14 protein-coding genes are annotated in these 12,841 nt (G+C 75.2%); 11 read left to right on the top strand and 3 right to left on the bottom strand.

Translation table 11 applies throughout. The features are described 5' to 3' along the window. The first annotated feature begins 27 nt into the window (after positions 1-27). The 5 genes from F0L17_RS16080 to F0L17_RS16100 all read left to right on the top strand — a co-directional run bounded on the left by F0L17_RS16080 (position 28) and on the right by F0L17_RS16100 (position 4,927). Positions 28-1,563 (top strand): NAD(P)H-hydrate dehydratase, encoded by a 1,536-nt coding sequence (locus F0L17_RS16080; RefSeq protein ID WP_155071619.1) that lies wholly within the window; start codon positions 28-30, stop codon positions 1,561-1,563. A 14-nt stretch (positions 1,564-1,577) separates the two neighbouring features. Then, entirely contained in the window at positions 1,578-2,780 is a 1,203-nt protein-coding gene (gene alr, locus F0L17_RS16085; RefSeq protein ID WP_155071620.1) for an alanine racemase, read from the top strand. Between the two features lie 7 nt (positions 2,781-2,787). Further along, positions 2,788-4,005, top strand: coding sequence for an alpha/beta fold hydrolase (locus F0L17_RS16090; RefSeq protein WP_155071621.1), 1,218 nt, complete (start codon positions 2,788-2,790; stop codon positions 4,003-4,005). After that, a complete protein-coding gene (gene tsaE, locus F0L17_RS16095) occupies positions 3,929-4,531 on the top strand; it encodes a tRNA (adenosine(37)-N6)-threonylcarbamoyltransferase complex ATPase subunit type 1 TsaE (RefSeq protein ID WP_155071622.1) in 603 nt (200 codons plus the stop codon). Before F0L17_RS16090 ends, tsaE begins: the two co-directional genes overlap by 77 nt. Before the next feature lie 258 nt (positions 4,532-4,789). Next, positions 4,790-4,927, top strand: a complete 138-nt coding sequence (locus tag F0L17_RS16100) for a hypothetical protein (protein ID WP_155071623.1) — start codon at positions 4,790-4,792, stop codon at positions 4,925-4,927. A 16-nt stretch (positions 4,928-4,943) separates the two neighbouring features. Here the strand turns inward: F0L17_RS16100 and F0L17_RS16105 are convergent, their stop codons facing one another. Then, on the bottom strand, positions 4,944-5,531 hold the full coding sequence (locus F0L17_RS16105; protein WP_238419391.1) for a DUF6328 family protein: 588 nt from the start codon (positions 5,529-5,531) through the stop codon (positions 4,944-4,946). A gap of 179 nt (positions 5,532-5,710) precedes the next feature. Further along, positions 5,711-6,283 (bottom strand): hypothetical protein, encoded by a 573-nt coding sequence (locus tag F0L17_RS16110; RefSeq protein ID WP_338018103.1) that lies wholly within the window; start codon positions 6,281-6,283, stop codon positions 5,711-5,713. Positions 6,284-6,491: 208 nt separating this feature from the next. Here F0L17_RS16110 and tsaB point away from each other — a divergent pair, with 208 nt between their 5' ends. The 4 genes from tsaB (at position 6,492) to F0L17_RS16130 (ending at position 9,124) form a co-directional block, all read left to right on the top strand. Beyond that, positions 6,492-7,178, top strand: a complete 687-nt coding sequence (tsaB, locus tag F0L17_RS16115) for a tRNA (adenosine(37)-N6)-threonylcarbamoyltransferase complex dimerization subunit type 1 TsaB (protein WP_162466270.1) — start codon at positions 6,492-6,494, stop codon at positions 7,176-7,178. Between the two features lie 77 nt (positions 7,179-7,255). Further along, the gene (gene rimI / locus F0L17_RS16120; protein WP_155073712.1) at positions 7,256-7,771 is read left to right on the top strand and encodes a ribosomal protein S18-alanine N-acetyltransferase; all 516 of its coding nucleotides are present in this window, start codon (positions 7,256-7,258) and stop codon (positions 7,769-7,771) included. Then, a complete protein-coding gene (tsaD, locus tag F0L17_RS16125; RefSeq protein ID WP_155071624.1) occupies positions 7,764-8,873 on the top strand; it encodes a tRNA (adenosine(37)-N6)-threonylcarbamoyltransferase complex transferase subunit TsaD in 1,110 nt (369 codons plus the stop codon). Before rimI ends, tsaD begins: the two co-directional genes overlap by 8 nt. Continuing rightward, positions 8,870-9,124 (top strand): hypothetical protein, encoded by a 255-nt coding sequence (locus tag F0L17_RS16130; RefSeq protein WP_155071625.1) that lies wholly within the window; start codon positions 8,870-8,872, stop codon positions 9,122-9,124. The genes tsaD and F0L17_RS16130 overlap by 4 nt, the downstream gene beginning before the upstream one ends. Positions 9,125-9,259: 135 nt before the next feature. Here the strand turns inward: F0L17_RS16130 and F0L17_RS16135 are convergent, their stop codons facing one another. Beyond that, positions 9,260-10,474, bottom strand: a complete 1,215-nt coding sequence (locus tag F0L17_RS16135) for a THUMP-like domain-containing protein (RefSeq protein ID WP_162466271.1) — start codon at positions 10,472-10,474, stop codon at positions 9,260-9,262. A gap of 283 nt (positions 10,475-10,757) precedes the next feature. Between F0L17_RS16135 and groES the strand changes: the two genes are divergently transcribed. Next, on the top strand, positions 10,758-11,069 hold the full coding sequence (gene groES / locus F0L17_RS16140) for a co-chaperone GroES (protein ID WP_093660681.1): 312 nt from the start codon (positions 10,758-10,760) through the stop codon (positions 11,067-11,069). Between the two features lie 106 nt (positions 11,070-11,175). Next, the gene (gene groL / locus F0L17_RS16145) at positions 11,176-12,801 is read left to right on the top strand and encodes a chaperonin GroEL (protein WP_155071626.1); all 1,626 of its coding nucleotides are present in this window, start codon (positions 11,176-11,178) and stop codon (positions 12,799-12,801) included. Positions 12,802-12,841: the final 40 nt, after the last annotated feature.

A 12,841-nucleotide genomic window follows, 5' to 3' on the forward strand; every position in this document is an offset into this window, starting at 1 on the left:
GGCCCGCCGGCGGTCAGACTGTGGGGCATGAGGGATGCCTACAGCGTGGAGACCGTACGGGCGGCCGAGCGCGAGCTGATGGCCCGGCTGCCCCCGGGGACGTTGATGAAGCGCGCCGCGGCCGGGCTGGCCGCCGCCTGCGCCGGGACGCTGGGGCGGGTCCGCGGCCGGGTCTACGGCAGCAGGGTCGTCCTGCTGGTCGGCAGCGGCGACAACGGCGGGGACGCCCTGTTCGCCGGCGCGTACCTGGCCCGGCGCGGAGCCGGGGTGACGGCCGTGCTGCTCAGCCCCGAGCGCGCGCACGGGGCCGGGCTCGCCGCGCTGCGGTCGGCCGGGGGCCGGGCCGTGGCGGCGCCCGGGGCCGTGGTGGAGGGCGCCCCCGTCGACCTGCCCGCTCTGCTGGGACGGGCCGACCTCGTGCTGGACGGCATCGTCGGCATCGGCGGGCGCGGCGGGCTGCGGCCGGACGCGGTGGAGGTCTGGGACGTCGTCCGGGACGCCGGGGTGCCGGTCGTCGCCGTGGACCTGCCCAGCGGCGTCGACGCCGACACCGGAGAGGTGCGCGGCGTGGCGGTGCGGGCGACGGCGACGGTGACCTTCGGGGCCCACAAGCCGGGCCTGCTGCTGGCCCCGGCGCGCGAGCACGCCGGGGCCGTGCACCTGGTGGACATCGGTCTGGGGCCGTACCTGGCGGGCACGGCCCCCGTGGCCCGCGCCCCGCGGCACGCGGACGTGGCCCGGCTGCTTCCCGGCCCGTCCGCCGAGAGCGACAAGTACCGGCGCGGCGTCACCGGGGTGGCGGCCGGTTCGGCCCGCTATCCGGGCGCGGCCGTCCTCGCCGTGGCGGGCGCGCTGCGGGGCGGCGCGGGTGCCGTGCGGTACGCCGGGCCGGCCGCCGACGCGGTGGTCGCCCGTTTCCCCGAGACCCTGGTCTCCGCCGGTCCGCCCTCGGCGGCGGGCCGGGTGCAGGCGTGGGTCGTCGGGCCCGGCCTCGGCGACGACCGGGCGGCGCGGGAGACCGTGCGCGACGTGCTGGCCGCACGGGTGCCGGTGCTGGTGGACGCCGACGGGCTGCGGCTGGTGGACGTCGAGCGGGTCCGTTCCCGCACCGCCCCCACCCTGCTCACCCCGCACGCCGGTGAGGCGGCGGCGCTGCTGGACGGCGTGCCGCGCGAGGAGGTGGAGTCGGCGCGGCTGTCCTCGGCCCGGGAACTGGCGCGGCGGTACCGGGCGACGGTGTTGCTCAAGGGCTCCACCACGGTGATCGCCGGTCCGGAGGAGGGGCCGGTCCTGGTCAATCCCACCGGCACCGGTTGGCTGGCCACGGCCGGCAGCGGTGACGTGCTCTCCGGGCTGGTCGGATCGCTGCTCGCCGCCGGACTGTCGGCCCGCGACGCGGCGGCGGTCGGCGCGTACCTCCACGGGCTGGCCGGCCGCCGGGCGGCTCCGCTGGCCGTCGCGACGGACGTGGCGGACGCGCTGCGCCCGGTCTGGCGGGACGTCGCGGAGGGGCCGCGCCGGCCACCGCGCGGGCGGGAAGAGGGCGCTCGGGGGGAGACCTGAGACACTGGTGGGCGATGGACGTCGCAAGCGAACCCGCCGCCCTCCGCCAGGCGGCCCCCGAGCATCCGGGCAACGAGCACCGGACCGGCCTGCGGGTCGGCGCCGAGATCGACTTGGCCGCGCTGCGCGACAACGTGCGCGCGCTGCGCGGGCGGGCGGCCGGGGCGGAGCTGATGGCCGTGGTCAAGGCCGACGCCTACGGCCACGGCATGCTCCCCTGCGCCCGCGCCGCGCGCCGGGCCGGGGCGGCCTGGCTGGGCACCGCCACCCCCGAGGAGGCGTTGGCGCTGCGCGTCGCCGGGGACCGGGGCCGGGTGCTGTGCTGGCTGTGGACGCCGGGCGGGCCCTGGCGCGAGGCGATCGAGGCGGACGTCGACGTGTCGGCGAGCGCCCGCTGGGCGCTGGAGGAGATCACGGCCGCCGCCCGGGCCTGCGGCCGTACCGCCCGGGTCCATCTGAAGGTGGACACCGGGCTGGGCCGCAACGGCTGCCAACCCGCCGACTGGGCGGATCTGGTCGCCGCCGCCCGCGCCGCCGAGGCGGAGGGCACGGTGCGGGTGGTGGGCCTGTGGTCGCACTTCGCCTGTGCCGACGAGCCCGGCCACCCGTCGATCGCCGCGCAGTTGGACGCCTTCCGCGAGGCGTTGGCCGTCGCCGAGCGCGCCGGGCTGGCGCCGGAGGTGCGGCACATGGCGAACTCGCCCGCCACGCTCACGCTCCCCGAGTCGCACTTCGACCTGGTGCGCACCGGGGTCTCGGTCTACGGGCTCTCGCCCTCGCCGGAGGTCGGGGTGCCGGCGGACTTCGGGTTGCGGCCGGTGATGACGCTGCGCGCCCGGCTGGCCGTCGTCAAGCGCGTCCCGGCCGGGCACGGGGTGAGCTACGGCCACCACTACACCACCCCCGGCGAGACGACCCTGGCGTTGGTCCCGGCCGGGTACGCCGACGGCGTCCCCCGGCACGCCTCGGGCACCGGGCCGGTGCTGGTGGCCGGGAAGTGGCGGACGGTCGCGGGGCGGGTGGCCATGGACCAGTTCGTGGTGGACCTCGGCGGCGACGCGGCCGAGGCCGGTGACGAGGCGGTGCTGTTCGGGCCCGGGGACGCGGGCGAGCCCACGGTCGAGGACTGGGCGCGCGCCACGGGGACCATCGGCTACGAGATCGTCACCCGGATCGGCGCCCGGGTGCCACGCACGCACCTCAACGCGGATACGTGATCTGCCCATGACACAGACGGGCGGGGGATGGGCGCGCCGCGCGGGACTGGCCGGCGCGGTGCTGGGCATGGCCGCGGCGGGAGCGGCCGCCGGGGTGGCCGTCGAACGGCTCACCGTCCACCGCGCCATACGCCGCCGGGCACGGCTGGCCCTGGACGCCGCGGCCCCCTACGGCTCGTTGCGCGGCACCCCGGGTCGGACCGTGACCGACGACGGCGTCGAGCTGTACTACGAGGTCGATGAGCCGGTAGGCGAGGAGGGGGAGCCGGGGGAGCCGGAGGAGACGCCCCGGGGCGCGCCCACGGTCGTCTTCAGCCACGGCTACTGCCTGACCCAGGACGTCTGGCACTTCCAGCGCGCCGCCCTGCGCGGCACCGCGCACACCGCGCCCCCCACACCCGCCCTGCGCGCCGTCTACTGGGACCAGCGCGGCCACGGTCGCTCCGGGCGCGGCCCGGCCGGGACGGCGGTGACCGTGGACCGGCTCGGCCGCGACCTGAAGGCGGTGCTCGACGCCGCCGTCCCCGAGGGACCGGTCGTCCTCGTCGGACACTCCATGGGCGGGATGACGATGATGGCCCTCGCCCACCACCACCCCGAGTACGTCGCGGAGCGCGTCGCCGCCGTCGCCCTGCTGGGGACCTCGGCGGGCGGCCTGGCGGAGGTCACCTACGGCCTGCCCGCCGCCGGGGCACGGGCGCTGCGGCGGATGGCGCCGGGCCTGCTGCGGACGCTGGCCGCGCGGGCGGAGCTGGTCGAGCGTGGTCGGCGGGCCACCGCCGACCTCTTCGCCGGCCTGGTCAGGCGGTACTCGTTCGGCGGCCGGGACGTCGACCCCGGTGTGGCGCGCTTCGCGGAGCGGCTGATCGAGTCGGTCCCGGTCGACGTGGTCGCGGACTTCTACCCGGCCTTCGCCGAGCACGAGAAGACCGCCGCGCTGGCCGCCTTCGCCACCGAACGGCCCGCCCTGATCCTCACCGGCGACCGGGACCTCCTCACCCCGCGCGAGCACAGCGAGGCGATGTCCGAGGCGCTGCCCCACGCGGACCTGGTGGTCGTGGAGGGCGCCGGGCACCTGGTGATGCTGGAACGCCCCGACCTGGTCGGCGACCGGCTGGCCGAGCTGCTGACGCGTACCATCCGGAACCATGGAGACACCGCACCACCCCACAGCGGGGACGACGGCCCCGACGGTTCCGGGAAGCCGCCCCGAGCGCCCCGGTAGCACCGTACGGATCGTCGTCGACACCCCTGACCGCATGCGGGAGCTGGGCCGACGGCTGGCCCGGCTGCTGCGCCCCGGCGACCTCGTGCTGCTCACCGGGGAACTGGGCGCGGGCAAGACCACCCTGGCCCGCGGGCTCGGCGAGGGACTGGGCGTGCGCGGTGCGGTCACCTCGCCGACCTTCGTCATCGCCCGGGTGCACCCCCCGCTCGGCGACGGTCCCGCACTGGTGCACGTGGACGCCTACCGGCTCGGCGGTGGGCTGGAGGAGATGGAGGACCTGGACCTGGACGTGTCGCTGCCGGAGTCGGTGGTGGCCGTGGAGTGGGGCGAGGGCAGGGTCGAGGAGCTGTCGGAGGACCGGCTGCACGTGGTCGTCGAACGCACCGTGGGCGGGGCGGCGCCGACGGCCGGCGAGGCCGGGGAGCCGGCCGACCACGACGTGCGGACGGTCACGGTCTCGGGGGTCGGGGAGCGCTGGGCCGAGGAGGACCTGGACGGGCTCGGGGAGCCGTTCCCCGGATAGGCCGCCCGCTCCACCGTCCTGCCGTCGGCGCGCCGCGCACCGCATTCCGACACGGTGTCGGCAAGATGTTGCGCGCGGCGCCTCCGGCGTGTTCACATGGAGGCAGACAAGGGTGGTTAGGTCTACCTAACCACTCCTTCCCCAGGAGCCACAGGAGGACCGATGGAGGCCCACGAGCGGCAGCCCGGGAGCAGCGCGGGGGCGGACCCCGAGCCGCGTTCGGACGCATCCGGCCCCCGGCGGACGACAGGCGGCCCGGTGCCTATGCGCGACCTGCTCGCCTCCTGCGCGGCGGCCGACGCGGTCTCCACACCCCCCGCCCCCGACTCCGAGTCCGACTCCGACGTCGAGGGACGCCCGGACGGCGGCCGCGGCCCGGAGGCCGAGGCGGCCTGAGACGGTCGAGGCGGCCTCACCGCCCGCCGTCGCCGCCGATGCCGTTCGCGCCCACGTGGCGGGCCCAGGCGGGCAGCAGGAACCAGCAGGCCACGAACCACAGGAACAACGCGCCGACGATCCACCAGGCCATCCCGTTGTCCAGCACCACGCGCAGGATCAGCAGCAGGGCGCAGGTGACCGTGCACAGCAGCAGCACCAGCCCGACGATGGTCAGCCGGGAGGCCCACTCCACGGTCTGCGGCTTCATACGGTGGCCGGTGACGAAGCGGTGCAGCGCGACGGGCGCGATCAACGTCCCGGTCGCCGCCGAACCGAGCACGACCGTGACGACGTAGATGTTGCGGTCCACCGTGCCGATCTCGGTGAAGCGCTCGGTGAACGCGACGCTCAACAGGAAGCCCAGGAGGATCTGGATGCCCATCTGGGCCACCCGGACCTCCTGGAGGAGTTCCGTCCACCGCCGGTCGGCGCGCTGCTTCTCGGTCTCGTGCCACTCCTCGTCCCGGTCCCGGGGGACGGGGGACGTCCGGGCCGTCACTCCGGTGGCCGCCCCCTGGACGGTCCCCTCGTCCCCGGAGTCTCTGTTCGTTCCGAACGACATCGTCGCCCCCCTGTCAGCCGGTTGGTCGTCTGTTCACCGTCTGTTCGAACGGCTGGGCGGGCAAACGTCGCCGCCTCTGCCCCGGCCCACCGGGCCGTGCGGCCGGGCTCGGGAGGGAGCGTCGGGGGAACCGGGGGGAATCGGGTGAACCGGAGTGGCAGGAGGGGCAGGAGGGCGGCTCAGGGAACGACGACGACCTTCGTGCCGGCCGTCGCGAACCGCCACATGGCCTCGCCGTCCTCGGGCCTGGAGCGGATGCCGCCCGTGCCCTCCTTCGGCGGACCCTCGGGCAGCGAGCCGTCCACGGCCGCGCTGAAGCCCACCACGACCCCGTCCACCTGCGTGAACAGCACCACATGGGCCACCGGCACCCCGTCGGAACCGGTGATGCGCTCGGTGCGGGAGGTGACGGTGTACTCACCCGGCCGCGGATCCACCGCGCCGGGGACGACCTCGTAGGTGCGGGTGACCGTCTCGCTCGCGCCGACCAGCCACACCCGGTCGGCCCCCACGGAGTAGACGACGCGCTCGCCGGTGCCCGAGTCGGGCGGCAGCACCGTCCGCGCGCGCTCCTCGCGCTCCTTCTCCTCCGCCGCGCCGGGGGAGGCGGAGGCGGACGCGGCGGGCTTGCGGTCCGCACCGCCGGCGCGCCGGTCCTGGGCGGCGTCCGCCTGGTAGGCCAGGAAGCCGACGACGGCGAGTGCTGCCGCGGTCAGCCCGGCCACGACCGTCCCCGCGCTGCTCCGTGCCACCGTCTCGCCCGCCTCCGGTACTCGCGTCCGGCGCTCCCGCCGGGACCATCCGCATCATCCGAACCACCGGGCCGCCGCGCCGAGGGCGGCCCCGGCCGGTCGCTCGGACCGGTCCGATCGTAAGCCCGACGGTAGCAGTCCGTAGCGGCGCCGTGCGGTGGGCGGCCGCCGGCGGTGGGCGGTCCCCGACGAGCCGTAGGCTAAAAGCGTGCTCCTGCTCGCTCTGGATACCGCCACCCCCGCCGTGACCGTCGCCCTCCACGACGGCGAGCGCGTCCTCGCCTCCTCCGACGAGACGGACGCCCGCCGCCACGGCGAACTGTTGCTACCGGCCGTCGACCGCGTCCTGACCGAGGCGGGCGTCGCGCTCGGCGACGTGACCGACGTCGTCGTCGGCGTCGGCCCCGGCCCGTACACCGGGCTGCGGGTCGGCCTGATGACGGCGACGACCGTCGCCGCCGCCCGCGACGTCCCCGTCCACGGCCTGTGCACGCTGGACGGCATCGCGTACGCCGCCGGGACGGCCGGGCTGGAGGGCCCCTTCGTCGTCGCCACCGACGCCCGCCGCAAGGAGGTGTACTGGGCGCGCTACGCCGACGCCCGCACTCGCCTGGGCGAACCGGCCGTGGACCGCCCGGCCGACATCGCCGAGGTGGTCGCCGGGGTGCCCGCCGTCGGCCTGGGGGCCCGGATGTACGCGGAGACCTTCACCGGCGTGCGCGACGACCTGCCCGAGCACGTCTCGGCCGCCGCGCTGGCCGCGCTGGCCGCCGAGCGGTTGGCGGCGGGCGCCGGGACGGGTGAGCAGCGGGGCTTCCTGCCGCCGCTGCCGCTGTACCTGCGGCGGCCGGACGCCAGGGTGCCCGCGAACTACAAGGTGGTCACCCCCCGGTGACCGGCACGGCGAACCCGGCGGATCCCGCGGGCCGGGGCGTGGACCGGGGCGTCCCGGACGAGCCGGTCCTCCGCGAGATGCGCTGGTGGGACATCGCGCCGGTGCTGGAGCTGGAGCGCGAACTGTTCCCCCACGACGCCTGGACGGCCCCCCTGTTCTGGTCCGAACTCGCCCACGCCCGGGGCCCGAACGCCACCCGCCGCTACGTCGTCGCCGAGACCCCCGACGGCCGCGTGGTCGGCTACGGCGGGCTGGCGGTGGCCGGCGACACCGGGGACATCCAGACCATCGCCGCCGCCCGCGACCACTGGGGCACCGGGTTGGGCGCCCGGCTGCTCACCGCCCTCCTGAACGCCGCTGGCGACTTCGAGTGCCGGGAGGTCCTGCTGGAGGTCCGGGTGGACAACGCCCGCGCCCAGCGGCTCTACGAGCGCTTCGGCTTCGAGCCGGTCGGTCTGCGCCGCGGCTACTACCAGCCGGGCGACGTGGACGCCCTCGTGATGCGCCGCCCGGCGGACCCGGACCCCGACACGGCCGACCCGACCGAGGCGGCCGACCCCACGGAACCCCGAGGAACGACGATCCATGGCTGACGAACCCCTGGTGCTCGGCATCGAGACCTCCTGCGACGAGACCGGCGTGGGCATCGTGCGCGGGCACACCCTGCTCGCCGACGCGGTGGCCTCCAGCGTCGACGAGCACGCCCGGTACGGCGGCGTGGTGCCCGAGGTCGCCAGCCGCGCCCACCTGGAGGCGATGATCCCCACCATCCGGCGCGCCCTGAAGGAGGCCGGCGTCGCCGCGAGCGACCTCGACGGGATCGCCGTCACCGCCGGGCCCGGCCTGGCCGGCGCGCTGCTGGTGGGGGTCTCGGCGGCCAAGGCGTACGCCTACGCGCTGGGCAAGCCGCTCTACGGCGTCAACCACCTCGCCTCCCACATCTGCGTCGACCAGCTCGAACACGGCGCGCTGCCGGAGCCGACCATGGCCCTGCTGGTCTCCGGCGGCCACTCCTCGCTGCTGCTGTCGTCCGACATCACCTCCGACGTCCGCCCGCTGGGCGCCACCATCGACGACGCGGCCGGCGAGGCGTTCGACAAGGTCGCCCGCGTTCTGAACCTGGGCTTTCCCGGCGGCCCGGTCATCGACCGGTACGCCCGCGAGGGCGACGCGGACGCCATCGCCTTCCCGCGCGGCCTGACCGGGCCGCGCGACGCGCCCTACGACTTCTCCTTCTCCGGCCTGAAGACCGCCGTCGCCCGCTGGATCGAGGCCAGGCGGAGCGCGGGCGAGGAGGTCCCGGTCGCCGATGTCGCCGCGTCCTTCCAGGAGGCCGTCGTCGACGTGCTGACCCGCAAGGCGATCCGCGCCTGCAAGGACGAGGGCGTGGACCACCTGATGATCGGGGGCGGCGTCGCGGCCAACTCGCGGCTGCGCGCCCTGGCCGAGGAGCGCTGCGAGGCCGCCGGGATCACCCTGCGGGTGCCGCGCCCCAAGCTGTGCACCGACAACGGCGCGATGGTCGCGGCCCTGGGCGCCGAGATGGTCGCCCGCGACCGGGCCCCCTCCGACTGGGACCTGCCGGCCGACTCCTCCCTGCCGGTCACCGAACCGCACGTCCCCGGCGTCTCGCACACGCACGGCCACACGCACGACCAGGTGCACGAGACGAACGCGGAGCATCTCTCCTCATGACCGTCGCGCTGATGTGGGAGGCCCGCGCGGCGGACGGCCGGGGGGCCGAGCTGCTGGAGTGGGCCCGCGCCCGGATCCTCGACCCCGCCCCGCCGCGCCGGGAGACCTTCACCGCGCCCGCCGACCGGGTCCTGGTCGTCACCTGGTGGGACGCCCCGTACGACGCCGACCTGCCCGAACTCCCGGACCCCCCGCGGGAGCTGCTCCACCGGCCGGTCCACCGCTGGCGCTTCGAGCGCGCGGACGGTTAGGGGGCCGGGCGGGCGGGCGCACCCCGTCCCGCCTCCCCGCCGCCCCTCCTCGCCCCCGGTCGTGGACGACCGGGCCCCACCGACATCGGCGCGGCCACCGCGCGGCCCGCCCGATTCCCGGCGCCGGGCACGGTGTCAGCGCGTCAGGGGCCGGCCCAGCAGCATCGAGGGCGCGCCCGCGACGCGGGTGAGGAAGACCGTGGCCGCGTTCGGGCCGGACGGCTTCATCTTGCGGCGCAGCTCCTCCGGTTCGACCGCCGAGCCGCGCTTCTTGACGGTGAGCGTGCCCACGCCGCGCTCGCGCAGCAGCGCCCGCAGCCGCTTGACGTTGAAGGGGAGGGTGTCGGTGATCTCGTACGCGCTCGCGTACGGGGTCGGGCGGGGCGCGTCGGCCGTGACGTAGGCGATCGTCGGGTCGATCAGACGCCCGCCGACCTCCTCGGCCACCTCCGCGACCAGATGGGCGCGGATCACCGCGCCGTCCGGCTCGTACAGGTAGCGGCCGACCGGGCCGACCGGCGGGTCCGGCAGGCCGGCGCCGACCAGGGTGCGGGGACCGGGCAGCAGGGTGGCGCGCGCCTGGGGCCCTCCGCGGAAGGAGTCGCCGAACCACAGCACGGCCTCCTTCACGTCCCCGCCGTCGGAGATCCACTCCGCCGCCGCGTCCTCGGGGACCGCCTCGTGCGGAATGCCGGGAGCCACCTTCAGCGCGGCGCGCGGGGCCCGGCGGGCGGCCTCCACCGCCCAGGACAGCGGCGGCGAGTACGCCTCGGGGTCGAAGATCCGGCCGCGACCGCCGCGCCGGGCCGGGTCGGCGAAGACGGCGTCGAAGCCGGTGGTGTCCACCTCCGTCACGTCCGCGCGGCGCACCTCGACGCGGTCGGCCAGGCCCAGCGCCTCGACGTTGGCACGGGCGACGGCGCAGGCGAGCGGAGCGCGGTCGACGGCCAGGACGCGGACGCCCGCGCGGGCGAGCGCGATGGCGTCGCCGCCGTTGCCGCAGCACAGGTCGGCCAGGGACCGCACCCCGAGGGCGGCGAAGCGCCCGGCCCGGTACGCGGCCACGCTCGCGCGGGTGGCCTGTTCGACGCCGTCGGGGGTGAAGTACATCCGGGAGGCGTCCTCGGCCCCGAACTTCGCCACCGCCCGCTGCCGCAACCGGGCCTGCGCGATGGCCGCCGAGACCAGCTCGGCCGGGTGCCGGCGGCGCAGTCGGGTGGCGAGGGCCAACTCCCGCCCCGGCTCGTACGTCCGCAGCTCCGCCAGGAGGGCCTGCCCCTCGTCGGTCAGCAGACCGTGGAAGACGGCGACGGGGTCGGGTACGGACGCGGGGTCGTTCGGAGCGTGCACCGGCCCATCATCGCAGCGGTGGTTCCCGGCGGCGGTACAGCGTGGTCGGGGCGACCTCTGCGGGAGAGGGCTCGGCGTCCCGGCGCGAAGGCGCGCAACGCGCCGTGCGTTGGCACTCCGGTTGACTGAGTGCTAACGCCCGCATAGTCTCGGTTCTGGCACTCCCCCATGGAGAGTGCCAATCCCAGCGACGGGCAGATCCGGCACCCGCGACGACGGATCTACCAGGTCGCCACCCCAGACATCCAAACCCCGTGAGATCTCCGAAGGGGGAGGTCGGATCGTGACGACCGCCACTAGCTCCAAGGTTGCCATCAAGCCGCTCGAGGACCGCATCGTGGTCCAGCCGCTCGACGCCGAGCAGACCACGGCCTCCGGCCTGGTCATCCCGGACACCGCGAAGGAGAAGCCCCAGGAGGGCACCGTCCTCGCCGTCGGTCCGGGTCGCTTCGAGGACGGCAACCGCCTGCCGCTCGACGTCAAGGTCGGCGACATCGTGCTGTACAGCAAGTACGGCGGCACCGAGGTGAAGTACAACAACGAGGAGTACCTCGTCCTCTCCGCTCGCGACGTCCTCGCGATCATCGAGAAGTAAGTCACCGCGAAGACCGCCTGTGATCCGCGCCCTGGTGCCCGCGTCCGAGACGTCCGGGGCCGGGGCGCGGTTCCTTTGACGAGGACCCGAGAGGACCCAAGCAACCATGGCGAAGATCCTGAAGTTCGACGAGGACGCCCGTCGCGCCCTCGAGCGCGGTGTCAACAAGCTCGCCGACACCGTCAAGGTGACGATCGGTCCCAAGGGCCGCAACGTCGTCATCGACAAGAAGTTCGGTGCCCCGACCATCACCAACGACGGTGTCACCATCGCCCGTGAGGTCGAGGTCGAGGACCCGTACGAGAACCTGGGCGCCCAGCTCGTGAAGGAGGTGGCGACCAAGACCAACGACATCGCGGGTGACGGCACCACCACCGCCACCGTGCTGGCCCAGGCCCTGGTCCGCGAGGGCCTGCGCAACGTCGCCGCCGGCGCCTCCCCGGCCGCCCTGAAGAAGGGCATCGACGCCGCGGTCAAGGCCGTCTCCGACGACCTGCTGGCCACCGCCCGCCCGATCGACGAGAAGTCCGACATCGCCGCCGTCGCCGCCCTGTCCGCCCAGGACAAGCAGGTCGGCGAGCTGATCGCCGAGGCGATGGACAAGGTCGGCAAGGACGGCGTCATCACCGTCGAGGAGTCCAACACCTTCGGTCTGGAGCTGGACTTCACCGAGGGCATGGCCTTCGACAAGGGCTACCTGTCGCCCTACATGGTGACCGACCAGGAGCGCATGGAGGCCGTCCTCGACGACCCCTACATCCTGATCCACCAGGGCAAGATCTCCGCGATCGCGGACCTGCTGCCGCTGCTGGAGAAGATCATCCAGAGCAACAGCTCCAAGCCGCTGCTGATCATCGCCGAGGACGTCGAGGGCGAGGCCCTCTCCACCCTGGTGGTCAACAAGATCCGCGGCACCTTCAACGCGGTGGCCGTCAAGGCCCCGGGCTTCGGCGACCGCCGCAAGGCGATGCTGGGCGACATGGCGACGCTGACCGGCGCCACCGTGGTGGCCGAGGAGGTCGGCCTCAAGCTCGACCAGGTCGGCCTGGAGGTGCTGGGCACCGCCCGCCGCGTGACCGTCACCAAGGACGACACCACCATCGTCGACGGCGGCGGCAAGGCCGACGACGTGCAGGGTCGCGTCGCGCAGATCAAGGCCGAGATCGAGACCACCGACTCCGACTGGGACCGCGAGAAGCTCCAGGAGCGCCTCGCGAAGCTGGCCGGCGGTGTGTGCGTGATCCGCGTGGGCGCGGCCACCGAGGTCGAGCTCAAGGAGAAGAAGCACCGTCTGGAGGACGCCATCTCCGCGACCCGCGCCGCGGTCGAGGAGGGCATCGTCTCCGGTGGTGGCTCCGCGCTGGTCCACGCCGCCAAGGTGCTGGAGGGCAACCTCGACAAGGAGGGCGACGAGGCCACCGGTGTGGCGGTCGTCCGCCGCGCCGTGGTCGAGCCGATGCGCTGGATCGCCGAGAACGCCGGCCTGGAGGGCTACGTCATCACGGCCAAGGTGGCCGAGCTGGAGAAGGGCCACGGCTTCAACGCCGCGACCGGCGAGTACGTCGACCTGGTGAAGGCCGGCGTCATCGACCCGGTGAAGGTCACCCGCTCCGCGCTGGAGAACGCCGCCTCCATCGCCTCGCTGCTGCTCACGACCGAGACCCTGGTCGTCGAGAAGCCGGCCGAGGAGGAGCCGGAGGCCGCCGGCCACGGTCACGGCCACGCCCACTGATCCGGACGGTCGACACCGCCCGCGCAGCCGGCACAGCCGC

The sequence above is a fragment of the Streptomyces taklimakanensis genome (genome assembly GCF_009709575.1).
Taxonomy (GTDB): Bacteria; Actinomycetota; Actinomycetes; order Streptomycetales; family Streptomycetaceae; genus Streptomyces; species Streptomyces taklimakanensis.